The 22,995-nt window shown below is 53.4% G+C and carries 21 protein-coding genes; 12 read left to right on the plus strand and 9 right to left on the minus strand.

Annotated elements, in window-relative coordinates; genetic code table 11:
• Window positions 1-172 precede the first annotated feature (172 nt).
• Together O5O45_RS30160 and O5O45_RS30165 are read left to right on the plus strand one after the other, a co-directional pair.
• Window positions 173-2,176, plus strand: a complete 2,004-nt coding sequence (locus tag O5O45_RS30160; RefSeq protein ID WP_305902961.1) for an EAL domain-containing protein — start codon at window positions 173-175, stop codon at window positions 2,174-2,176.
• Window positions 2,177-2,214: 38 nt separating this feature from the next.
• Window positions 2,215-3,264 (plus strand): DUF2333 family protein, encoded by a 1,050-nt coding sequence (locus O5O45_RS30165; RefSeq protein ID WP_305902962.1) that lies wholly within the window; start codon window positions 2,215-2,217, stop codon window positions 3,262-3,264.
• 43 nt (window positions 3,265-3,307) lie between these two features.
• Here O5O45_RS30165 and O5O45_RS30170 read toward each other — a convergent pair whose 3' ends face one another.
• Both O5O45_RS30170 and O5O45_RS30175 read right to left on the minus strand, forming a co-directional pair.
• Complete coding sequence (locus O5O45_RS30170) at window positions 3,308-4,084, minus strand: aldo/keto reductase (RefSeq protein ID WP_305902963.1); 777 nt, start codon at window positions 4,082-4,084, stop codon at window positions 3,308-3,310.
• Window positions 4,081-5,283 carry an NAD(P)/FAD-dependent oxidoreductase gene (locus tag O5O45_RS30175; protein ID WP_305902964.1) on the minus strand — a complete coding sequence of 401 codons (1,203 nt, stop codon included), beginning with the start codon at window positions 5,281-5,283 and terminating at the stop codon, window positions 4,081-4,083. Before O5O45_RS30175 ends, O5O45_RS30170 begins: the two co-directional genes overlap by 4 nt.
• A gap of 150 nt (window positions 5,284-5,433) precedes the next feature.
• Between O5O45_RS30175 and waaA the strand changes: the two genes are divergently transcribed.
• Window positions 5,434-6,708, plus strand: a complete 1,275-nt coding sequence (gene waaA, locus O5O45_RS30180; protein WP_305902965.1) for a lipid IV(A) 3-deoxy-D-manno-octulosonic acid transferase — start codon at window positions 5,434-5,436, stop codon at window positions 6,706-6,708.
• A gap of 59 nt (window positions 6,709-6,767) precedes the next feature.
• Here waaA and O5O45_RS30185 read toward each other — a convergent pair whose 3' ends face one another.
• Complete coding sequence (locus O5O45_RS30185; protein WP_305902966.1) at window positions 6,768-8,096, minus strand: TolC family outer membrane protein; 1,329 nt, start codon at window positions 8,094-8,096, stop codon at window positions 6,768-6,770.
• A gap of 397 nt (window positions 8,097-8,493) precedes the next feature.
• Here O5O45_RS30185 and nudF point away from each other — a divergent pair, with 397 nt between their 5' ends.
• From nudF to gcvH, 5 genes are all read left to right on the plus strand, one after another.
• Entirely contained in the window at window positions 8,494-9,141 is a 648-nt protein-coding gene (gene nudF, locus O5O45_RS30190) for an ADP-ribose diphosphatase (protein WP_305902967.1), read from the plus strand.
• A gap of 33 nt (window positions 9,142-9,174) precedes the next feature.
• A complete protein-coding gene (locus O5O45_RS30195; RefSeq protein ID WP_305902968.1) occupies window positions 9,175-9,618 on the plus strand; it encodes a DUF1249 domain-containing protein in 444 nt (147 codons plus the stop codon).
• A gap of 209 nt (window positions 9,619-9,827) precedes the next feature.
• Window positions 9,828-10,631: a 3',5'-cyclic-AMP phosphodiesterase gene (cpdA, locus tag O5O45_RS30200; RefSeq protein WP_305902969.1), complete on the plus strand. Its 804-nt coding sequence runs from the start codon at window positions 9,828-9,830 to the stop codon at window positions 10,629-10,631.
• 51 nt (window positions 10,632-10,682) lie between these two features.
• Window positions 10,683-11,276: a YqiA/YcfP family alpha/beta fold hydrolase gene (locus tag O5O45_RS30205; protein ID WP_305902970.1), complete on the plus strand. Its 594-nt coding sequence runs from the start codon at window positions 10,683-10,685 to the stop codon at window positions 11,274-11,276.
• Window positions 11,277-11,367: 91 nt separating this feature from the next.
• On the plus strand, window positions 11,368-11,763 hold the full coding sequence (gene gcvH / locus O5O45_RS30210; protein WP_305902971.1) for a glycine cleavage system protein GcvH: 396 nt from the start codon (window positions 11,368-11,370) through the stop codon (window positions 11,761-11,763).
• 66 nt (window positions 11,764-11,829) lie between these two features.
• Here gcvH and O5O45_RS30215 read toward each other — a convergent pair whose 3' ends face one another.
• Complete coding sequence (locus O5O45_RS30215) at window positions 11,830-12,705, minus strand: HDOD domain-containing protein (protein WP_305902972.1); 876 nt, start codon at window positions 12,703-12,705, stop codon at window positions 11,830-11,832.
• 192 nt (window positions 12,706-12,897) lie between these two features.
• Here O5O45_RS30215 and O5O45_RS30220 point away from each other — a divergent pair, with 192 nt between their 5' ends.
• Window positions 12,898-14,091, plus strand: a complete 1,194-nt coding sequence (locus O5O45_RS30220; protein WP_305902973.1) for a class I SAM-dependent rRNA methyltransferase — start codon at window positions 12,898-12,900, stop codon at window positions 14,089-14,091.
• Window positions 14,092-14,144: 53 nt separating this feature from the next.
• Here the strand turns inward: O5O45_RS30220 and O5O45_RS30225 are convergent, their stop codons facing one another.
• Both O5O45_RS30225 and O5O45_RS30230 read right to left on the minus strand, forming a co-directional pair.
• Window positions 14,145-15,302 (minus strand): imelysin family protein, encoded by a 1,158-nt coding sequence (locus O5O45_RS30225; RefSeq protein WP_305902974.1) that lies wholly within the window; start codon window positions 15,300-15,302, stop codon window positions 14,145-14,147.
• Window positions 15,299-15,955, minus strand: a complete 657-nt coding sequence (locus O5O45_RS30230) for a histidinol-phosphatase (RefSeq protein ID WP_305902975.1) — start codon at window positions 15,953-15,955, stop codon at window positions 15,299-15,301. The genes O5O45_RS30225 and O5O45_RS30230 overlap by 4 nt, the downstream gene beginning before the upstream one ends.
• Before the next feature lie 240 nt (window positions 15,956-16,195).
• Between O5O45_RS30230 and rppH the strand changes: the two genes are divergently transcribed.
• The 3 genes from rppH (at window position 16,196) to O5O45_RS30245 (ending at window position 20,493) form a co-directional block, all read left to right on the plus strand.
• Window positions 16,196-16,681, plus strand: coding sequence for an RNA pyrophosphohydrolase (rppH, locus tag O5O45_RS30235; protein ID WP_216738669.1), 486 nt, complete (start codon window positions 16,196-16,198; stop codon window positions 16,679-16,681).
• 12 nt (window positions 16,682-16,693) lie between these two features.
• Window positions 16,694-18,970, plus strand: a complete 2,277-nt coding sequence (gene ptsP, locus O5O45_RS30240; protein WP_305902976.1) for a phosphoenolpyruvate--protein phosphotransferase — start codon at window positions 16,694-16,696, stop codon at window positions 18,968-18,970.
• 266 nt (window positions 18,971-19,236) lie between these two features.
• Window positions 19,237-20,493, plus strand: coding sequence for a patatin-like phospholipase family protein (locus O5O45_RS30245; protein ID WP_127973468.1), 1,257 nt, complete (start codon window positions 19,237-19,239; stop codon window positions 20,491-20,493).
• A 123-nt stretch (window positions 20,494-20,616) separates the two neighbouring features.
• On the opposite strand, the gene O5O45_RS30250 is transcribed toward O5O45_RS30245, so the two are convergent.
• The 3 genes from O5O45_RS30250 to hslV are packed head-to-tail and all read right to left on the minus strand — an operon-like array spanning window position 20,617 to window position 22,895.
• On the minus strand, window positions 20,617-20,982 hold the full coding sequence (locus O5O45_RS30250) for a gamma-butyrobetaine hydroxylase family protein (protein ID WP_305902977.1): 366 nt from the start codon (window positions 20,980-20,982) through the stop codon (window positions 20,617-20,619).
• A 23-nt stretch (window positions 20,983-21,005) separates the two neighbouring features.
• On the minus strand, window positions 21,006-22,334 hold the full coding sequence (gene hslU / locus O5O45_RS30255) for an HslU--HslV peptidase ATPase subunit (RefSeq protein ID WP_305902978.1): 1,329 nt from the start codon (window positions 22,332-22,334) through the stop codon (window positions 21,006-21,008).
• 15 nt (window positions 22,335-22,349) lie between these two features.
• On the minus strand, window positions 22,350-22,895 hold the full coding sequence (hslV, locus tag O5O45_RS30260; protein WP_371747906.1) for an ATP-dependent protease subunit HslV: 546 nt from the start codon (window positions 22,893-22,895) through the stop codon (window positions 22,350-22,352).
• Between the last annotated feature and the right edge of the window lie 100 nt (window positions 22,896-22,995).

The following is a 22,995-nucleotide window of genomic DNA, read 5'->3' on the forward strand; positions in this document are numbered from 1 at the left end:
CGTATTGATATAAGTTTCAGTATAGTTTGGCAATTTTATTTAAATATAGTCGTAAACTGTATGTGTATGTAAATTCTTGTGCATTTGTGTAGTAGCGCAAACCTTTAAGCGTCAACTGCGGGCGGTTTGAGCGGAAGGCGCTGAATCTGTGATCAACTCCGACGGAGTCGCCATGACTGATAATAATAAAGCATTGCGTGACAAACGATCGATCAAAGTGCTGATGCTGGGTCTGATCTCCACGATGTTGTTGATTTTGTTAGGGGGCGTGTTCAGCCTTAATTTGTGGCAGAAGAAGTTGTACCTGCAGGATCAGCTACAGTCTCACGCCAGAGACTCCGCCACATCGTTGGGATTGTCCGTTTCTCATGTGGCGGATCCGCAGGACTGGGTCGTTGCGTCTTCCATGGTTGACGCCATCTTTGACTCGGGCGCTTATCAAGGCATACGCATTCTGGATCAAGAAGGGCGCTCGGTAGTGGCGCGAACCAGCTCTAAGGACCTGGAAGGCGTACCGAAATGGTTCGTGCGCTGGCTCGATCTGCAGGCTCCAGTAGGAGAGGCGGATGTTATCGCTGGCTGGAGCCCGGTTGGGCGCTTGATGGTGCAAAGCGATCCTGGCATCGCCTATCGGGAACTCTGGTCGACACTGCGTAATCAATTAGTTTGGTTTGCGGTCGTCACGATGTTTGCCTTTGCGGCTTTCCATTTGTTATTGAGCAGCCTGCTGCGCCCCTTGCAGCGCCTGGAGCAAGCGGCGCATCGGATAGAAGATAAACATTTCGATGTCTCGCTGCCGATTCCGGGCACTCGTGAGCTGGCGAAAGTCACGTTGGCGGTGAACAGTATGGCGGACCATTTGCGGCGCTCATTCGAAGAACAGGTGGCCACCATTGAGTCGCTGCGCAAACTGGCGCTGCTGGATTCCGTCACCGGGGTGCTGAACCGGCAGTCATTTGATAATCGCTTGCAGGCGGCTTTGGCGGGAGACGATGGCGACAGCGTCGGCGCGCTGCTGTTGGCGCAGCTGTCAGGCCTGTCTGAGTACAACGACCAGTTTGGGAGAGAGCAGGGAGATGCGCTGCTCAAGCAGATGGCGGAAGTTATCCATGACGAGTGCCTGTCGCATATCGGTAGTTATGTGGGCCGGCGTGGCGGTGGTTGCTTCACCGTTTTTCTCAGCGGCTTGACGGACAATCGTGCGGAAACTGTGGCGGAGCGTTTGCTGGAGAGGTTGACATCACTGCCGTTGATCAAGAGCTGGGGCGGCTCTAACCGCTTGCATATAGGGGTGGTCAATACAGAGGGGCGAACTCCCTTGGCGCAGGTGCTGTCGGTGGCGGACTTCGCGATGCGGGTGGCGCAGAAATCCTGTACGAACGCATGGCGCAAGGGACGCAGCGGCGGACGCGAAGGAGGGCAAAAACCGCTTACGGCGACGGAATGGCAATCCATCTTGTTGTCGACGCTGGCGGAGAAGAAGTTTTATTTGCACTTTCAGCCAGTTCTGAGCGACGACTCTCGAAGCTTTCTGTTCCATCAGGCGCTGGTGCGCATGAACATGGAGGGACGAGTGCTGGCGGCGGCGGAATTTCTTCCTATGGCGGACCGCTTTAATCTCGCGCTGAAAGTCGACGCGCAAGTGCTGGAAGATGCGCTGACCAGATTGGCGGAGCATCATGAGGATGCTGCCTTTTGTGTCAGTCTGGCGGTATCCAGTATGCAGTCGGCTGAGTTCGCAGATATGGTTGGCGTGATATTACGTCGTTTTCCCGCACAATGTCCGCGCTTGCTGCTGGAAGTTTCCGAACACGCATTGCAGGCGGCCTGGGCGGGGTTTGATCGTCTGTTACAGTTGCGTAATGAACTGGCTTTCCGTATCGTCATCAGCCGATTCGGCTCCACCGGTATGCCATTCGGGTATTTGAAAAGTTGTCCGGTGGACATGATCAAAATCGACCCGGGTCTGGTGAAAAATATTCATAAAGATCAGGGACATCAGTTTTATTTGCGCTCCATCGTGCAGATTGCGCACTCACAGGCCATTAAAGTCATTGGCGTGGGCGTCGAGTCCCAGGAGGATTGGGACAGTCTGGTGCAGCTCGGGGTGGACGGCGCAATGGGATATTATCTCTTTCGGCCTCAGGAAAGCCCGCCACATATGGCGGCGCCGTGAGCGGCGGAGCTTGAAGATTGCGAGGAGCGGCAATATCTATGTGGCAGGCGATAAAAGACTTTTTTAATGAACGCGGAGAAGAACTCGGCGATTACGTGGGAGGTGGTTTTTTGGCTAAATTGATTGGCGGCGCTCTGGGCGTTTATTTAGTCGTCGCATTGTTTGTGGGCTGGTACTGGAGTGACGAACCGGAGCTGTTTGAGGTGGGCCCCAACGCGAGAAGTGTGGTGACGGACCAGAACCGCCCGCTGGTGGTTGGCAGCACGACCACGGCGACGCTTATCACTCTGGTTGATACGTTACTGGAAAAGCCCGGTGGTTATATTTCCAACGATGTATTCCCTCCCGGCTTGTGGCTGGACAACATCTCCCATTGGGAATATGGCGTGCTGGTGCAAGTGAGAGATCTGAGCCGCGCCTTGCGTAAAGATATCAGCCGTTCACAGAGTCAGTCGACGGAAGACCGTGATCTGACAGTGGCGGAACCTCAGTTTAACTTTGACAGTCGTTCCTGGGTGATTCCCTCCACGGAAGATGAATACCGTCGTGGATTGAAAGCGCTACGCAGCTACCTGAACCGCTTGTCTGATCCGAACAAACCTGACGCCCAGTTTTACGCCCGTGCAGACAACCTGCGCAACTGGCTGTCTGATGTGGAGACTCGCCTTGGCAGCTTGTCGCAGCGGTTGAGTGAAAGCGTCGGCAAACGGCAGTTGGATATGGCGCTGGCTGGCGACAAGGCGGCGAAGCAGTCCACGCCGGGGCAGGGCGAGGTGGAGCTGAAGACTTCCTGGCTGGAAATTGACGATGTCTTTTATGAGGCGCGCGGCACCGCTTGGGCGTTGATTCACATACTCAAAGCCATTGAGGTGGATTTCGGCGATGTGTTGCGGGATAAGAACGCGGTCGTCAGTCTGCGTCAGATTATTGTTGAGCTGGAGGCGACTCAGGAGTCGGTTTGGAGTCCGGTCATTCTGAATGGCAGCGGCTTTGGCGTATTGGCCAACCACTCACTGACCATGGCGTCGTTCATCTCCCGGGCGAATGCGGCCATTATCGATTTGCGCAGTCTGTTGGCGCAGGGATAGTGCTGGCGCAGGGATAGGAAGAGAAGGCTGAGAACGGCGCGCGTCAGAGAGGTAACGCGCGCACGTTTTCTTTGAAATGCTCGGGGTTGATGGTGCCAATAATGGCGCTGGATACGCCGGGGTGGGCGAATACAAACTCCATGCTTTTCCGCAATGGATCCTCATGAGGGCCGACGCAGATATGGCCGCTGGCCAGCGCCTTTTTGATCAAAACTCCCTTTTGATGCGCCTGCGCATAGTCCAGCACGGGCTTTTCTTCCTGATACTCCAAATTGTATGTCACCATGGCGACATCCCCTTGTTGCAGAGCGGCGATACCGCCCTCCACCGTCTTGCCGGAGAGCCCGATGGCGCGAATCATTCCTTTGGCCTTTAGTTCCGCCAGGGCTTGCAGCGTGCCTTCTTTCTGCAGAATCGCCATGTCATCGCCATCGGAGTGAATTAGCACAATGTCTATATAGTCTGTGCGCAGCCGTTGCAGACTGCGCTCGACGCTCATTCGGGTATGTTCTGGCGTGAAGTTGAAATAGGACTGCCCGTCAACGAACTCTTCACCTACTTTGCTGCAAATCACCCAACGCTGGCGGCGGCCTTGCAGCAGCCCGCCCAATCGGGTTTCACTGGAACCGTAAGCCGGCGCCGTATCAATCAGATTGACCCCCAAGTCTTCCGCCAAGCCAATCAGCGCCAGGGCTTGCTGATCATCAGGAATTTTGAAGGCGGTGGGGTACTTTACGCCCTGATCACGACCCAGCTTCACTGTGCCTAAACCGAGCAAGCTGACTTCAATGCCAGTGTCGCCGAGCGGACGATATTTCATGAAAGCATCTCCTGCCACACTGGCGCGCTGATGCCGGGGCGGGGAAGGAAGCTTAAGGTTCCCAGATCGCTTGCTGTTCCGGGCTCGACGCCGTCCGCCTGCAGTTGCGCCATGACGGTGTCGACCAGATTCGGCGTCAGCGCCAGTTTGGTTGGCCAGCAGGTCAGAATATTCTTTTCACTGTGAACGAACGCGGTATCCGGACGCAGCATGCCTTTTTGCTGAGGCTCTGCTCGATGGATCAGGAAGCTGGACCAGCGGGATTCGCCAAGGTCAATCCAGGGGAGAAGATCTTTCACCAGGGTTTTGGCGGAATTGATCTGCGTTTCGCGATCAAGCTCTACCCCGGTTTCCGCCAGATTGCCGCCCAAGTACCAGACGGGCTGGCCGTCCTGCATGTAGTGGGTGGTGATGGTCAGCAATGGCTTGGAGCCGGCTCCGATGCAATGCGCGTAAACCGGGTGCGGATATTGATGGCGTACGATCACCATGTGCAGGGGCCTGCGCTGCATGGCGGGGCGATGCAGTTGGGCGCCGTGCAGAACGCTTTCATTGCCTTCTCCCGCTGCGAGGATAAAGCGCTTGGCCTTGACACGCACGCGTTTGTTCTTGCCGACCAAGTGCATCTCCACGATTTCCCCTTGGTCCTGCACCAATGTGCCGGGCTGGGTGCAGTCATACTGGAGAATACCATCGTTGAAAGGGGCGATCAGTGCATTGATTACTGTGGGGACGTCCAGTACTAATTCATTCAGTGCGTAGAAGTTGCCATGGAAATCCGGCGTATTGAATGCGGCGGGACGTTCAATGGAGGCGTCTCCAGAAACTTTGCCGCGTACGGCCTTACTGGCGAAGAACGCCGTCAGTTTGGAAACAAGACGGTCGCGGGACCACATGTAGTGATATTCGGAGAGCACGCGAGCGGAGCTGAGATCCACGTCTCCCTCGCCTTTGAGGCAGGCGCGCCAGCGATCCGGCATTTCCGAAATGGCGTTAGCGGCGGTGGTTAGCGCGCCGTTGAGGGTGTACTTGGCGCCGCCATGAATAATGCCCTGTGAACGAACGCTTTGTCCGCCGCCCAGGGTTTTCTTCTCCAATAGCAGCGTGCTATAGCCCGCTTTGCGAAGCCGATAGTTCAGCCATAGCCCAGCGATTCCCCCGCCGATAATGACGACATCTGTCTCTAGAGTTTCTGCCATTCGGTGGCTCCATTACGAAAAATGCGCGCCATTATAGCTGTTCGTCAGACCGAACCCAAACCCGCCGCGAGCATCATGAACAAGATTTAAAAGCCTGATGGCTCCTCCGACGCTGTGCTAAACTCGCCTCCGGTTTGAAAGAGCGGCGACATGGCGAGATTCCTTTACACACTCATTTATTACCTGATACTTCCTCTAATTCTAGCCCGTCTATACTGGCGAGGTCGTGCGGCGCCCGCCTATCGGCTGCGCTGGCGGGAACGTTTAGGATGGTTCAACGCGCCAGTGTTCGCACAGCGGCCGCTCTGGATTCACAGTGTCTCCGTTGGCGAAACGGTTGCGGCGGCGCTGTTGGTGAATCGCCTTCTGAAAGAGCATCCGGAACGTCCTATTATCGTGACCACCATGACGCCCACTGGGTCGGAGCGGGTGAAAGCGTTATTTGGCGATCGCGTATTTCATGTCTACGCGCCTTATGATCTTCCCGGGCCTGTTGTGCGCTTTCTGCGTCGCCTGAATCCGTGCGCCCTGATCATTATGGAAACCGAGTTATGGCCTAACTGGATTGCTTTGTGTGCTGCGCAGGGCATACCTACAATGGTGGCCAATGCGCGGCTTTCAGAGCGCTCCGCCAGAGGATATGGCAAAGTCTCCGCTATAACCCGACCAATGCTGCAGAAACTGTCCTGGGTGGCGGTGCAAAACGCTGTGGATGGCGGCCGTTTTGTGGCCCTGGGCTTACCCCAGGAGCGTCTCAGCGTCACAGGCAGCATTAAATTCGATATCAGCGTCAGTGACGAGCTACGCGCACAGAGCTTGGCGCTTCGGGACGATTGGGGTGGACCCAAACGCTTTGTATGGGTGGCCGGAAGCACCCATGAGGGCGAAGACTCTGTGATTCTGGCTGCGCATCAACAACTGCTGGCGCATCATCCTGACGCTCTTCTGGTGATCGTTCCCAGGCATCCTGAGCGCTTTGATAAAGTGAGCGAGGATATCCTGCGGGCTGGTTTGCGCATGGTCAGACGCAGTAGCAATGAAACTGTGACCCCGGAGACGCAGGTTTTGCTCGGCGACACCATGGGGGAACTGCTGCGCTTTTACGCCGCCGCAGACTTGGCTTTTGTCGGAGGAAGCCTGGTCGATACGGGAGGGCATAACCCGTTGGAGCCTGCAGCGGTGGGTAAACCTGTGCTGATGGGGTCGGCTGTGTTCAATTTTTCGGATATTTGCGCGCAACTGGAGCAGGCGCAAGGACTGCGTTTTGTTGAGCGGGGAACGCTGGGAGATGTTTTGTTGGCGTTGTGTGGCGATGAAGCTGCTCGGCGTCGTATGGGGGAGGCGGCGTCTAACGTCGTCATTGATAATCGTGGGGCCCTGGATCGATTGCTGGAAGGCGTCCTCCGGCAAGCGCCCGAAAGCTGATCACCAGAATAAATAAAAAGCCGCAACTCAGTGCGGCTTTTTTAATGCTTGCAGAGGGTTTAACGGGTCAGCACGTTGACTGGCTCCGCCAACCATTTGTTCAGCTCATTGATGTCGTTGACCGACAAGACGCCAGCAGTTTGCTTGAACGACAGCGTGTTCAGCACGAAGTCGTAACGCGCGTTGGCGTAGTTGCTGAGGGAAGCGTAATAGCGACGCTCTGAGTCCAGAACTTCAACGATATTGCGCGTTCCGACATCATAGCCGGCGCGAGTCGCTTGCAGGGCGCTCTCGGAGGAAATGATCTCCTGTCTGCGAGCCTGGATCGATTCAATATTGGTTTGCAGAGTCCGGTAAAGACTGCGTAGTTGCAGACGAATATTGCGCTGCGCGGTGTTCAATGACTGCTCAGCCTGTTCCAGACGATAGCTTGCCTGGCGCACCCCGGACTGGGTTGCTCCACCGGTATAGATGGGAACTGAAAGATTTAACGACACGGACAAATCATTGCTGCGTTCATCCGCTGCGCCACGGCCGTCGGACTCACTGAAGCCATAGCTCGCCTTAGCGTCGAGGGTCGGGTAATGGCCGGCTTTTTGTGCGGAAACGCTGCTCTGAGCGCTTTGTACGCTCCAGCTGGCCGCCAAAACCTGAGGGTTGTTGGCGAAAGCGATTTCTTCCCACTTCACGGCAGAGTCGGGCGATACCTGTACGACAGGGAAGCCCTCACTGAGCACCTGTACGGTATCGGTATAATCGCCCGTGATGCGCTGCAGGCTCTCCAGTGCGACATCCAGTTGCCCTTGTGCGTTGATGCGGGACACTTTGCCGGAATCATAGGTTGCTTTCGACTCATGGACTTCTGTAATTGCGATAAGTCCGACTTCAAAGCGCTCTTTCGCTTGCTCCCATTGGCGCTGAAAAGCTTCTTCGGCGCGTTTGGCTGTGATCAGATTGTCCCAGGCGCGCAGCACGCCGAAATACGCATCGGCGGTGCGGAACAGTAAATCCTGCTCTGCGCTGCGCAAGTCCTCATCGGCCCGATTACGGGAGTATTTACTGGCTTGGTAGCTGTAGTAGGTGTCGAGCTTCAACAATGGCTGAGTCAATGTGACTTCGCCGCCTTGGCTGACGTAACTGTCATCCGGGGTGAGCCGAGTGTCCACATCATGATGGGCGACGCTGGCTCCGGCGCCGACGCTGGGCATCAGATCTGCACGAGTTTGAATGACACTTTCTGCTTCCGCATTTCTTCCCGCCAAAGCGGCCGCCAGCTCAGAGTCGTATTGCAGGGCTTTATTGTAGGCGGTGGCGAGATCCATGGCTTGAGTGGAGGCGCTAAGGCATAGCGCCCCGATTGAGATAAGCAATTTGCTTGGTCGGAACATAACGTCGGGCACCCCTCTTTAACAGTCCGGGTTGTGTGGAGTAAACACTTGAAAATTCGTATGAATTAAAAATGCCGCACAGTTTAACGCAGAATGCGTCTCATTAGATCACGAAGTGAGGAAATAAATCATTACGTATGTATACGGTGATTACATGGGGCGCTATCTTCGGTTATTTATAGGCTCCGCGCAATAGCGCCCGGGTGAGGTGGCGTTGCATGGTCTACACTGCTAACTCGCTTTGAACTCAAATCTTGGCGGCTTTAAGTCCGGGCAATAAGCCGTAAAGCCATTGCAATCGAAAATGGTTTAACATGAAATGATTGCGCTTATCTGAGCGAAAACCCGCGCCAGAAAGGGCGATACGAAATCCGTATACATGAGTGAGAGGTGAAAGGTGAAGCAGGATACCCAGAAACTGCCGGCGGACAGCCAATTTGGTAGGGACGATGTGGAAGTAATCTCCAGGCAGATTGGCTATCAGGGATTCTTTTCTATCCAGAAACTCGAACTCAGGCATAAATTGTTCGCAGGCTCCTGGTCTGAGCCTATTCGCCGGGAGCTGTTTGTGCGCGGCGGCGCCACCTGTATGCTTCCCTATGACCCGGTGCGCGATCAGGTAGTGCTTTGTGAACAGTTCCGTATTGGAGCCCTGTATGAAGGCTCTTCGCCCTGGTTGATGGAACTGGTGGCGGGCATCAATGAGGAAGGTGAGACGCCGGAAAGCGTTGCGTGTCGCGAAGCACAGGAAGAGGCGGGGCTGGAAGTAAAGGCCTTGCGCAAAATTCACCACTATCTGCCTTCTCCTGGCGGAAGCTCAGAAGCCATTGACCTGTATTGTGGCTTGGTGAATGCGGAAGGGGTTGAAGGGCTGTATGGATTGCCCCATGAAGGAGAGGATATTCGTGTGCATGTGGTGAGTCGCGAGCAGGCCTATGCATGGATGGGAAGCGGTCGCATCAAGGATGCAGCAGGGATCATTGCGTTACAGTGGCTGCAATTGAACCGCGAGCAATTGTTCGCCGAGTGGCGCGAGTTTTTATGAGATGATGAATACTTCCATTACGAAGGAGAATGCGTGAAACAACGGTACGTGCCAGACATCGCCCAATTCGGAGCTATCTGTGAGGCGAATTACTTTCGCCTGAGCAAGCTCGTCGCCGATAGGGAAGCCGGCTCGGAGGTCACCTATTCGCTGCATAATCATGCCGCCTATCTGGGGTTAATCCGTATAAAGGTGCTGGAATCCAGTCGTTATACTAACCTCTTGTTTTTGGAACAGGTTCACGCGATCGGTCGGTGGGTGAACAACCCTCAGTTAACGGTTCGGATATATCATGACGCACGTATGGCGGAAGTCATTAGCGCGGTGAATCACGCCCGAGTAGAGGCGGTGAACGATTATCCTAACGGCAAAATGCATTTACCTGATGAAAAACTGCAACTAAACCAGTTTCTTTCCGAGTGGCTGAATTATTGTCTGCATCATGGTCATTCGACGGAAGAGCTGAGAAACTTATAATCCCTCCGGCTCATTGTTAGCCGGCTGATTCAGGGACGAGTAGACAGCCGGTGACGGGCCTAAAAATGTCTGATTGTTGTGAAATAACACAAATTTCAAGGATTATGTGACTGACTAACTGGAAAATGTCCATATCCGGCATATATTTTTTATAAGTAAGCAAAAGGATTTTCTCGTAACAACTCACTCAGACTGCGGCGGATGATGAGGTGGCGTCAGACAACAACCAAGCGTTAACCGTTATTCAGGTAACGGATTCCCATCTGCGGCGGGAACCGGACGGCACTCTATTGGGTATGAATACCCGACGTAGCCTGGATGCGGTTTTGTCGCTTGTGCGCGCGAATCATCAAAGCCCGGATTTGGTGCTTGCCACCGGCGACATTGCGCAGGATGGGTCAACGGAAGCGTATAAGTGTTTCCATGAAAAAATGCTGCCGTTTCAATGTCCGATCTATTGGTTCTCCGGCAATCATGATGATCCTGGCGTCATGGCCAAAGCGGTGCAGGATCCCGAGTGTCTGGCCAAGGTGAAAACGTTTGGCCCCTGGAAACTAATCTTTCTCGACTCCTCTGTTCGACGCAAGGTATACGGCAAGTTAGCCAAAAAAGAGTTGCAGTTGCTGAAAGCGGAACTGGAGAAAGACCAGGACAAACACGTGATCATCTGCTTTCATCATCACCCAGTCGATGTTGACTGCGCGTGGCTGGATACCATCGGTTTGCATAACCGGGATGAATTTTTCTCAGTCATTGACTCCTATGATCATGTTCGATTGATACTTTGGGGGCACATACACCAGGAGTATGACCAGATGCGCAACGGCGTGCGGCTACTGGCGACGCCGTCCACTTGTGTGCAATTCAAGCCATACAGCGAGGACTTCGCGGTGGACAGTCTGGCGCCCGGCTATCGTTGGTTGAAACTGTATCCGGATGGCCGGGTGGAGACTTCCGTGGTGCGGGCCAGTCATATAGAGTTTGAGGTCGACCTTTCCAGCAAAGGCTATTGAGCACGCGCTCTTGCTTCCGTCATGATGGCTCCCGCTAATTTGTGAGTATTAATGCATCACTCCTTTATTCTTTATCTGCATGGCTTTAATAGTTCTCCGCAATCTTATAAAGCGCAGCGCAGCCAGCGATGGCTCGCCAAACATCATCCAAGCATAGAACTTGCTATTCCCGAACTGCATTATTCACCTTTAGCGGCGATGGAGCGGTTGGAGAGAGAGTACTTCGTTGATGGCGACAGGCCGCTGGGGATGATCGGCAGTTCTCTGGGGGGCTATTACGCGGCCTATCTGCACCATAAATATGGTGTCTCCGCGGCATTGATTAATCCGGCAGTCAGGCCCTATGATTTGCTGGAAGAATATCTGGGGGTGAATAAAAACCTTTATACGGGCGAAGAGTACGTGCTGGAGCCTCATCACATGGATGAGTTGCTGGCGCTGGATTCTCCTCCTCCGGTTACAGGAGAGCGCGTTTATGCCTTGCTGCAGACTGGCGACGCCACTTTGAATTACCGTGAGGCGGTGTTGAAATTCGCCCACTGCGCGCTTTGGGTGCAGCCAGGCGGGTCGCACGAATTTGAAGACTTTGAGCGGGTTTTGCCAAGTATCGTAAATTTTTTTCTATCGTCTACAATCCAGAAATGACGATAAAAGGATTTTAATAACGCAAACCTAATTATGTCCGTATAAAATACCCGAATATTAACCTAATGAATTGACAAAGAAGGGTCAAAAGATGAGCAGCGTTCCAAGCGAACTGAAATACAGCCCCACTCACGAATGGGTGTTGTTGGAAGACAACGGCGTGGTGACTGTAGGCATTACCGATCACGCTCAGGATTTATTGGGTGACATCGTGTTTGTCGAGCTGCCTGAGGTCGGTGCGGAACTGGGCGCAGGCGACAACGCCGGTGTGGTTGAGTCCGTCAAGGCTGCATCTGATATCTACTCGCCGGTGACCGGAGAAGTGGTGGAAGTCAATGAGGCGCTGCAAGAGTCTCCAGAGCTGGTCAATAGTGACCCTTACAACGATGGCTGGTTTTTCAAAATCAAGATCGCCGACGTTAAAGAGTTGGAAGGCATGATGGATGCCGAAGCATACACAGAGCAGTGTGAAGCGGAAGAAGGCTGATTCGCCGACTTGATATCTCGTGCGTGCGTCCGGGATGACCCCGGGCGCGGCATGATTCTCGAATGCTCAGCGGTAATTGCTGACGCTGACGCCCATTTCTGAAAACGACTCTTTCATCTCATCCACGTCGTAGTTGGTTAACCCAACGAACTCCAGTACATCTTTTTGAATGCGGTTCCATTCATGGTCTTCCGATTGCCTGCCCAGCACGTGGAAATTGCCACAGATGTGTTCGGAAATTTTCAGCACCGCCAGTAAGGTTTTTTTCTCTGGATTACGGCTGTCTCGATCGGCAAAAATCCTTTCCGCGCTGTGATGCTCTGCAATGGCCTCGCAGATATGTTTGGGCAGGTTCCAGGATTTGGCGGTGTAATAGCCGACTACTGCGTGATTGGTGTTAAGACGTTCGTTCTCGGTCTCCGTGATTCGTTTATCGACTTGGCTGTACGCCTCCTCAACCACTTTCAGGTAGTTGGGGAAACGCTGAATCATTAAAGGAATACCGCAGTTGTGGAACAAGCCCAGCATATAAGCCTCATCCGGGGACTGATAACCAATTTTCTTGGCGATATTGGCGGAGATGCTGGAAATATCGTTAGCTGTATCCCAGAAGCGGGTGAGCTCCACGATATGCTCATCAGACATCTCACCCTTGATGGAAATACCGTTGATGATGTTGACGACGCTCTTAAGCCCCAAAAGAGAAACCGCTTGGGCGATGGACGCAATCTTGTTGGATAGACCGAACATGGGGGAGTTAACGAACTTCAACACTGTGCCGGCGAGCCCCACATCCTGACTGATCAGCTGGGCGATTCGGCTGATATCCGGATCGGGCATGACCTGTTCCATTTGAATATCCACCAGAATTTGCGGCTGCGGCGGTATTTTTATTCCCTGCAGAATATGCTGGATCTGCTCTTCGTTGAGTTCGGTGCTCATGAGGACTCCTATGTGAATACAGCGGATGCGACGCCGCAAATTTAAGTTTAGTCCAACTGAAAAAGTCCGGGGTGTTGAAGATGTCGAGCCTGACCGATATTAAGCGGCTTCGAGAGAGCTTTATCAGTTATAATCCGCGCCGTTTCATCGAATCACCAGCGCCAGCGGCGCAGCAACTAATGAGGGGCGAATATGGACGCGGGCGTATTGCGTTTACGGGAAAATGCCGACAAGCGGCTTCGTAGCGGGCATTTGTGGGTATACAGCAACGAAATCGATATTCAGAAAACGCCACTGACAGAGTTAGCGGCCGGGCAGCCGGTCGTTATCGAAAACGCGAAGGGAAAACCGCTGGCGACGGCCTTTGCTAATCCTCACGCACTGATTTGCGCCCGCGTCGTCAGTCGCAGCCCCAAGCTGTTTCTATCCCGTTCCCTGCTGAAAAAACGGATGCAGGCGGCTGACGAGTGGCGTAGTCAGCTGTTCGGAACCCCGCATTATCGGATGGTCTTTGGCGATAGCGATGGACTACCGGGCTTGGTGATTGACCGTTTCGGCTCCGACTTCGTGGCGCAAATCTCCACGGCGGGAATGGAGCTGTTCAAAGACGATGTCGTCGATATTCTCAAAAATAATTTCTCCGCTCGCACTGTGATCATGAAGAATGACGGCAAGATGCGTGAAGTGGAAGGGTTGGAGCGTTATACCCAGTGTTTTGGGGATGAGATCGAAGCACTGGAAGTGATTGAGAATGGCGTACCCATGTCAGCGCCTGCCCAAGGCGGCCAAAAAACGGGATGGTTCTATGATCACCGCCCCAATCGCGCCGCTCTGTTTCCTTGGGTGAAAGGCAAGCGTGTGCTGGACCTGTTCAGTTATGTTGGCGGCTGGGGCGTGCAGACCCTGGCCAATGGTGCGGAATCAGTCACTTTCGTCGACTCATCTGAAAGCGCATTGGAATGGGCGCAGCGCAATTGTCGCCTGCAGATGGATAATCCGCCATGCCGCTTTATCCGCGAAGATGCTTTCAGTGCGCTGGAAAATCTGTGTCAGGAAAAAGAAAAGTTTGACGTGGTGATTGTCGATCCGCCTGCACTGATACCTCGTCGCAAAGATCAAAAACAAGGTGAGCGGGCCTATCAGCGTTTGAATCAGATGGCGCTGCGATTGACGGCTCCTGGCGGCATGCTGATGTCAGCTTCTTGTTCCATGCATCTTTCTTCTGAGCGCCTGAGAGACATCCTGCGAGCGTCGGCGCGAGAAGTTGACCGTACGGCGCAATTGATATTCCAGGGCGGGCAGGGCGCGGATCATCCGATTCTCCCCGCGATACCCGAGACGGACTACATCAAGGCCATGCTGCTGCGTGTTACGCCGACCTTGTAAAAGTTGGTTGGAGGGTATGATGGCCGGAGTCATCCGGCCATAAGAATGCGGACTTAGTTTCCGGCGAACCGGATAATGATTTGTTCTCGAAGTTGCAGCGCCTGATTTTCGCAAATGGCTATTTGCTCTTGGTTGTCCTCGGCGGTAGCGCTCAATGCCGTCAGGCAGCCCTCCAGTTTAAGACGAAGCTCCTTCAGACTGTTGCGAGTCTGGGCGTCCGTAAACAATGCGGGCTCAGTCAGAAACGGCTGCATGGCTTTCATTCGTCCACGCCAAAAATGGGCGGCGTCCTGACTGAACTCCAGGTGTTCCTGAAACCGCCAGCCGGGTTCGCCCTCTTTAGGCTTCAAGGCGCTGACCACTTCTCGGTCAATAAAGTCGATTAAAGCGATTAGCCAAGGGTTGGCTTCCCGCACTGCTTCCATCTGACTCATGCTTTTTCCTTTCAGGAAGATACTTCCGGAAGGCGGCCGCCAAGCGGCGGTGAACTCAGTCATTTCCTGTAGCAGACGCTCACCCTGCAAGCGCAGAAGCTCGCGTCGGCGCTCTGTATCAGGGGCGTCGGCATTCGCGATAAAGCGAGCGGACTGTTGTGCAGGATCGCTATGCGACCAGAGCATGAACTCAATTGGATGCATTCCGTAAACCAGATAGTATTCGTCCGCAAACTGATGCTGTTCACTTAGCGTTGCGTCGCCTATCTCAAGATCTTCCGCGTAGGTCAGTCCACTTTTCGGGTAGCCGGGCACTTCGTCAAGGTAGCCGCCCAACAGCGGCGCAGCGTCCAGAAGCGACGCGCGATTATATGGCGCTCCAGGCGCCTTGTGCTTGAGGTAGTTTTTCGCTGCAGGCAATTGGCTCCACACTTTGAGTTCTTGTAACGCCGCGTGCGCCTGCATCCAATCCTCTCTCGCATCCTTCAGGGAGTCTGGCGTCGGCGCACTGATAAATTGCTGTAGGCCTCGATTCAACTTTTCAATCGCGTGCAGGGCGACGTCATGTTTTTCCGTCGCCGCGCTCCAAAGTGGCGACACAACTGCTCCTGCCGTCGCTTTGGCGTCAGCCTGCTCCTGTGCGGTGAGTGGCGTGGCGCTCTGCTGCGGGGCTGAGGATTCAGTTGGAGAGTTCCGCTCCGTGCTTTTATCGCAGGCAGTTAATGCGATGCACAGCAAGAATAGCTGGATCGCAATATGACGTCCGCCCACTCTCATGGGCGCAGACTCATGATTTCCCAGCCGCGCTCGCGAGCAGTTTGCAATAGACGCTCGTCGCCATCCACTACAACAGGATTGCCGACATGCTCCAGAAGGGGAATATCGTTGTGGGAGTCGCTATAGAAGTAGGCATCTGACAGATCATAAGGGTTGTGTTGCAACCACTCACGCAGACGCGTCACTTTTCCGGTCTGATAACTCGGCGTGCCGCTGACTTTGCCTGTATACCGGTTGTTGATGAACTCAGGCTCCGTGGCGATTAGCTCATCGACTTCCAGCAGGTCGGCGATAGGCTGGGTGACGAAGCGATTGGTGGCGGTGATGATAAGTAGATAATCGCCTTTGTCGCGGTGACTACGGAGTAACTCAAGCGCTTTGGGAAGCAGGAGAGGGCGAATCGACTCTTCGACGAATTCTTTTCGCCACTGATGCAATTGCTCCAGAGGATGCTGGGTCAGGGGGCTCAGGGCGAACCCCAGGTATTTGAAGATATCCAGCTGACCTTTAAGGTAGTCCTGATAGAACTCGTCATTTACGCGTTTGAAGTCTTCCTGATCGACAATTCCCCTGTGAACCAGAAAATCGCCCCAGGCGTGGTCGCTGTCGCCGGCGATGAGAGTATTGTCCAGATCAAAAATAGCTAGAGCCAATGCTTAAACTCCTCTGTGATGGGCGTGGGAATTGTACACTATAAAGGAAATTGATCCGTAGCGGCCAACCGTAGCGGAAACGAGGCGTGACGGGCGTTCGGGGTGACATTCTGTTATTTATTGACTAAATCCTAATATATTATTAGAAGAGTTAGCTAAAAGCCCTTAAAGTAAAGCTAATTTGTATACAGCTGTTCAATTGTGGAACAATGTTGAAAAAAATTATAAGGATGGCAGTTCGTGATAGACGCTGAAGGTTACCGTCCCAACGTCGGCATCATACTGTGCAACCCTCGTGGTGAAGTGTTCTGGGCCAGACGTATTGGACAAGACTCCTGGCAGTTTCCCCAAGGCGGCATTAAGAAAGACGAATCGCCTGAAGAGGCTCTGTTCAGAGAGCTAAAAGAAGAAGTGGGGCTGCCGCCCGAGGCTGTGGAGATTGTCGCTGGCACTCGCGGCTGGTTGCGTTACCGCCTGCCGAAGAAAATGATTCGCTATGACTCTCATCCCGTGTGTGTGGGGCAAAAGCAAAAGTGGTTCATGTTGCAGTTATTGGCGGATGAATCGGAAATCTGCACGAATTACACGGACAAACCTGAATTTGACGGCTGGCGATGGGTCAGCTATTGGTATCCCCTCGGGCAGGTAGTATCCTTCAAACGAGAGGTGTATCGACGGGCGATGAGGGAGTTCGCCCCGGTCTTGTTCAAGCGTGAGGAAAGTTGAAGCGTCCCGCCTATGCTGAGTGTATTGCGTAGTATTGTACAAGAAGTCAACGCCGCTCCGAATCTGGTAGAGGCGTTGGAGCTTATTGTGAAACGCGTACATGAGTCGATGGACACTGAGGTGTGTTCCATCTATCTGCTGGATCCAGAGACCAATCACTATATTTTAATGGCTACCCAGGGGCTGAATCCTGAGTCTATCGGTAAGGTTAAATTGGGGCATTCCGAAGGGTTGGTAGGATTGGTGGGGGTGCGTGAAGAGCCCTTAAACCTGCACAATGCGCCAGCCCACCCCCGTTATCGTTATTTCCCTGAAACCGGCGAAGAAAAGTATAAGTCCTTCCTCGGCGTTCCTATTATTCATCACCGTAAAGTACTTGGCGTATTGGTTGTTCAGCAGCAGGCCAGTCGTCTGTTTGATGAAAGTGAAGAAGCCTTCCTGGTAACTATCTCCGCTCAGCTCGCGGCGGTTATCGCTCATGGGGAGGCGACGGGAATTATCTCCGGGTTAAATTTTACTGGACAGAAAGCCCGGGACATTTGTTTTAAAGGCGTCGCAGGTGCGTCAGGCGTCGCCATCGGTAAATGTGTCGTCAAATTCCCTCATGCTGACCTGAAAGCCGTACCGGAAAAGCCCTGCACAGACATTGAAGCGGAGATGGCGCTGTTTGACTCTGCGGTTGCAGCAGTGCGGCAAGATATCAAAGAGGTAGGCGAACGCCTGTCTACGCAGTTGAGACCGGAAGAGCAGGCCTTGTTTGACGTCTATCTGGGCATGTTGGATGACAATGCGCTGAGCGGTGAGGTGAAAAACTTCATTCGAGAGGGCAACTGGGCTCAGGGCAGTCTTAAAGTTGTCGTGCAGGAATACGTGCGTCACTTCGAGGCGATCAATGACGCTTACCTGCGGGAGCGAGCCGTCGATATCAAAGACCTGGGGCAGAGAGTTCTGGCTTATCTGCAAAAACAGCATATTGATGAGCAGCGCGACTATCCGGAAAACACCATTCTGGTCAGTGAAGAGCTGACGCCATCCATGTTGGGCGAGGTGCCTCGCGAGAAGCTGTTGGGGTTGGTGTCGGTGCAGGGTTCTGGTAACTCCCACGTGGCGATTCTCGCCAGAGCGATGGGGTTGCCGTGCGTAATGGGCGTTATAGATATGCCCATTAACAAGCTGGATGACAGAGATATCATCATCGATGGCTATAACGGCGAAATATACAGCCATCCGTCTCCAGAGCTATTGAGCTACTACAACTCAATCGTTGAGGAAGAGCAGCAAATATCAAAGGGCCTGGAAGAGCTGCGGGATCTTCCCTGCGTCACCAAAGACGGCCATCACATGACGCTATGGGTCAACACAGGCTTGATGACCGATGTCGTGCGGTCTTTGAATCATGGTGCAGAAGGGGTTGGGCTTTATCGCACGGAAGTGCCCTTCATGATCAATGACCGCTTTCCCAGTGAACAGGAACAACGGGATTGCTATCGTGAACAGCTGGAGGCCTTTGCGCCCAGCATGGTCACCATGCGTACGCTGGATGTGGGCGGCGATAAAGCGTTGAGCTATTTCCCGATTAGTGAAGAAAATCCTTTTCTGGGCTGGCGCGGCATTCGCGTAACGCTGGATCACCCGGAGATATTCCTGGTGCAGGTGCGGGCGATGCTGAAGGCCAGCGAAGGCCTGGATAATCTGCGCATTATGCTTCCCATGATTTCCAATATCTCGGAGATAGAGGAAGCGTTGCACTTGATCTATCGTGTTTATCACGAGGTCAGAGAAGAAGGCGCTAATGTGCGGATGCCGCCAGTGGGGGTAATGATTGAAGTGCCCAGCGCGATTTTTCAGGTCAAAGAGATTGCTGAGCGAGTGGACTTTATTTCCGTAGGCAGCAATGACCTGACTCAGTATATGTTGGCGGTGGATCGCAATAATCCGCGCGTTGCGTCTTTATATCACTCTTTCCATCCCTCTGTATTACAGGCGCTGTATAAGATTGCCTGCGACGCCCATGCCGTCGGGAAACAGGCGAGCATATGCGGAGAACTGGCGGGGGATCCCGGCGGCGCCATTCTGCTGACGGCGATGGGATATGATGTGCTGTCTATGAATGCGGTGAACCTGCCGAAAGTAAAATCCGTTCTGCGCTCGATCTCACTGCGCTGGGCGGAAGACCTGTTACGCAGGCTGTTGATAATGGATAGCCCTCAAGTGATAAAAAGTACACTGGAGTTTGCGCTGAAAGAGGTCGGGTTTGAGCATCTTACACGTCCGGTGCGGCAAAACTAATCGGCTAAACCAAAGTCTCAGTGACGAACCACTCTGAAAGGCGCTTTAATGAGCCTGGGCGTTAAACGCGTCAAAGTGTCGATAGAATAAAGGAAAATGCGTCGTTATAACGCCATGTGAGGCTTTTCGTGACGACGTTTATTTAGTATGAATATTCTAATTCCGTCTGCTAGCGTTTGAATTAAGTCACATAACAAGAAAAGCCATCTGCGCAGTGATTACGCGCACTATCAAGCATGAGCTGAAATTAAAAGGTTGGAGAACTAATGGCGGCAATCCCTGAGAAAAATAAGGCTGGCCCCAAGATCGGGCTGGTATTGGGAGGCGGCGGCGCGCTGGGCGGCATCTATGAAATTGGCGCTTTGCGGGCTCTGGACGAGGCATTAGATGGACTGGATTTCAACGACCTGTACGTCTATGTCGGCGTTAGCGCAGGCGCATTCGTCGCAGCGAATTTGGCTAATCAGATGACCACGGCGCAGATGTGCCGAATATTTGTCAAAAACGAAGCGGATGTGCACCCCTTTCACCCCGGCGTATTTTACCGACCCGCTTTACGCGAATATCTACGTCGAGCTGTTTCGATTCCTGGGCTGGTGATGGAAGCCTGCGCAAAATTCATCGAAAACCCTCGCGATCAAAGTCTGCTGGAAGCCATGACGATTCTTGCGCAGGCGGCCCCCTCCGGTTTATTTGAAAACGAAGGTTTGCATGAATACCTTGAGCGTTCCTACAGTCTGTTGGGGCGAACCAATGACTTCAGAAAACTCAGTCGCCGTTTGTATTTGATTGCGGCGGACCTTGAGAGCAGCGACGCCGTTCGCTTTGGCTCGCCCGGTTACGATCACGTTCCTATCTCCAAAGCGGTGCAAGCCAGTGTCGCCGCTCCGGGTATCTATACGCCAGTGGAGATTGACGGTCGACACTATGTCGACGGTATCCTGCGGAAGGGGATGCATGCTTCCGTCGCGTTGGAGGATGGCGCAGATTTGGTGTTGGCGATAAACCCGGTCGTGCCCATAGACGTTCAGCAGGCAGTGGAAGCTGGAACCATGGCTCAGGGCGCCTTGCTGAACAAAGGGATGCCGAACATCTGGTCGCAGACATATAGAACCATGGTTTACTCCCGCATGCGCGCTGGAATGGCGATGTATGAAAGCGAGTATCCTGATGCGGATATCGTGCTGTTTGAGCCGGCCCGTTATGACGCTAAACTGTTTTTCTCCAATGTCTTCAGTTTCCAGTCGCGCCGTATTGTTTGCGAGCATGCATACCAGATGACCAGGCAGGACTTGCTGCACCGGTATGACGCATTGTCAGAGCAGTTTGCGCCCTACGGCGTCACCATTCGTAGAGATATTCTTGAAGATGAGCAGAGGACTATCAGTACGAGCCTTTATGGTGAAATGCTGCCAGTCTACGTGGCGAATGAAAAGCGCAATAATGTCAGCTACTTAAGCCGGATCGGCAATAGCCTTGAAGGGGTGGCGGATTTATTGCAGAGCGCTAAGAATATAATTTGAGGTTTTACCCTTCGTCCGATTTCCCCCTCCTATCAAACCCCATTTGGACGAAGGGTTTTTTCTTTTGCAGATAAATAGAATCGCGCTATTTGTCTGTCAATAAAGCAGGCAGGGATTCGGGGGTTAATCTCTTGAGCTTCCGGCGGCCTGTAGTTGGGTGAGGTAACCTTCCCAGTAACGCTCTTTGTTTTGGCACAAGTCATATAGATATGGCCAGGAATAAATACCACTATCATGGCCGTCGCTAAATGTCAGCTTTAATGCGTAATTGCCTGCGGCCTCTACGCCATCAATGCGCACAAGGCGTTTGCCGGTCTGTAACACCGCACCCTTGCCCCCATGCCCTCGCACTTCCGCAGAAGGCGAGAGTACACGTAAAAATTCCGCTTCCAACACGTAGGTTTCCGCTTCGCTATAACTTAACTCAAGCGTAGCCGAGCGCTGATGGAGTTGGATTCGCCGTGGAATAGGGGCCTGAGTGGCAGACATTAATGCTGTTTCCTGTGGAAATATTAGAGAATATACCGGCTGAGGTCTTCGTCTTCCGACAGTTCTCCCAGACACTCATCGACATATTCAGCGGTGACCTCAAAGCTATCTCTGATTTTATCGCCCGCCGCGAAGGAGACTTCTTCAAGCAGCTTTTCCATAACGGTGTGCAGCCTTCTGGCGCCGATATTCTCAGTTTTCTCATTTACCTTCCAGGCGATCTCCGCGATGCGCTGGATGGCGCCTTCACTGAAGCTGATGTCCACACCTTCGGTTTTCATCAGGGCGACATATTGCTCAGTAAGCGAAGCATTCGGTTCGGTCAGAATACGTTGGAAGTCGCTGGGCGATAACGCATCCAGTTCCACGCGAATGGGCAAACGCCCCTGAAGCTCTGGAATCAGATCTGAAGGCTTGGCGAGATGGAACGCGCCTGAAGCGATGAAGAGGATATGGTCTGTCTTCAGCATGCCGAATTTAGTGCTGACGGTGCAGCCTTCGATCAGCGGCAACAGGTCTCTCTGTACGCCTTCCCGGGATACGTCGGCGGAGCTGGTTTCGGAACGTTTGGCGACCTTATCAATTTCATCAATAAAGACAATCCCGTTCTCCTCAACCGCCCGCAGGGCGCGTTGCTTGATTTCTTCCTCGTTGACCAGCTTGGCGGCTTCCTCGTCTTTGACCTTTTTCATGGCTTCCGCCACTTTCATACGTTTGGTGCGCTTCCGGTCGCCGCTCATGTTGGAGAACATGCTTTGCAACTGGCTGGTCATTTCCTCCATGCCGGGAGGCGCCATGATCTCTACACCGACCGGCGTGGCCTTGATTTCAATGTCTATTTCTTTGTCATCCAGCGTGCCTTCACGCAGCTTCTTGCGAAATACCTGGCGGGCGGCGGATTCTTTCTCCACCGGCGCATCGCTGTTGAATGAACGTGCGGGAGGAAGCAGGGCGTCCAGAATACGCTCTTCGGCGGCATCCAGCGCGCGGTTCTCCACTTTCGTCATTTCTTTCTCGCGTAGAAGCTTGATGGCCATATCCGCTAAATCACGAATGATGGACTCTACGTCGCGGCCGACATAGCCCACCTCTGTAAACTTGGTGGCTTCTACTTTTATAAATGGCGCATCAGCCAGTTTGGCCAGACGCCGGGCGATTTCAGTCTTCCCTACGCCGGTAGGGCCGATCATCAGAATGTTTTTGGGAGTGACTTCTTCACGCAGGCCTTCATCGATCTGCATGCGACGCCAGCGATTGCGCAGTGCGATTGCAACCGCACGCTTGGCGGAGTCTTGTCCTATGATGTGCTTGTCTAGCTCCTGAACTATTTCACGGGGAGTCATGGACGACATTGTTTAAACCTTCTCTTACACAGTGGGGGGAGTCTGAGTCCCGTCAATTTCTTCCAGCGTCAGGTTCTGGTTAGTGAAAACGCAGATGTCCCCCGCTATTGCCAGGCTCTTCTTAACGATATCAGTCGCTTCAAGCTCTGTATTTTCGAGTAGTGCGCGCGCTGCAGCTTGGGCGTAGGGGCCGCCGGAGCCAATGGCGATCAAGCTATTCTCCGGCTCTATTACGTCGCCGTTGCCGGTAATGATCAGTGAAGCTTTGCTGTCTGCAACCGCCAGCAGGGCTTCCAGGCGGCGCAAGGCGCGATCGGTTCGCCAGTCTTTGGCGAGTTCAACGGCGGCTCTGACGAGATTGCCCTGATGCTTTTCCAGCTGGGCTTCAAAACGCTCAAACAATGTAAATGCGTCAGCGGTGCCACCAGCGAAACCGGCGATTACTTTATTGTGGTAGAGGCGGCGCACTTTGCGGGCGTTCCCCTTCATAACTGTATTGCCCAGGGATACCTGGCCGTCGCCACCCATGGCGACCTTACCGTCTCTACGGACTGAAACAATGGTGGTCATGCCTTTCTCCAGGCGATTGAATGAATAACCGTAAGGAAAGGTATATGGAGCCGATGACGGCTATTTCAAGGAAGTAGGTGAGTAGAAAATAGTCGTAGTC

It is taken from the genome of Hahella sp. HNIBRBA332, from assembly GCF_030719035.1.
Lineage (GTDB): Bacteria > Pseudomonadota > Gammaproteobacteria > Pseudomonadales > Oleiphilaceae > Hahella.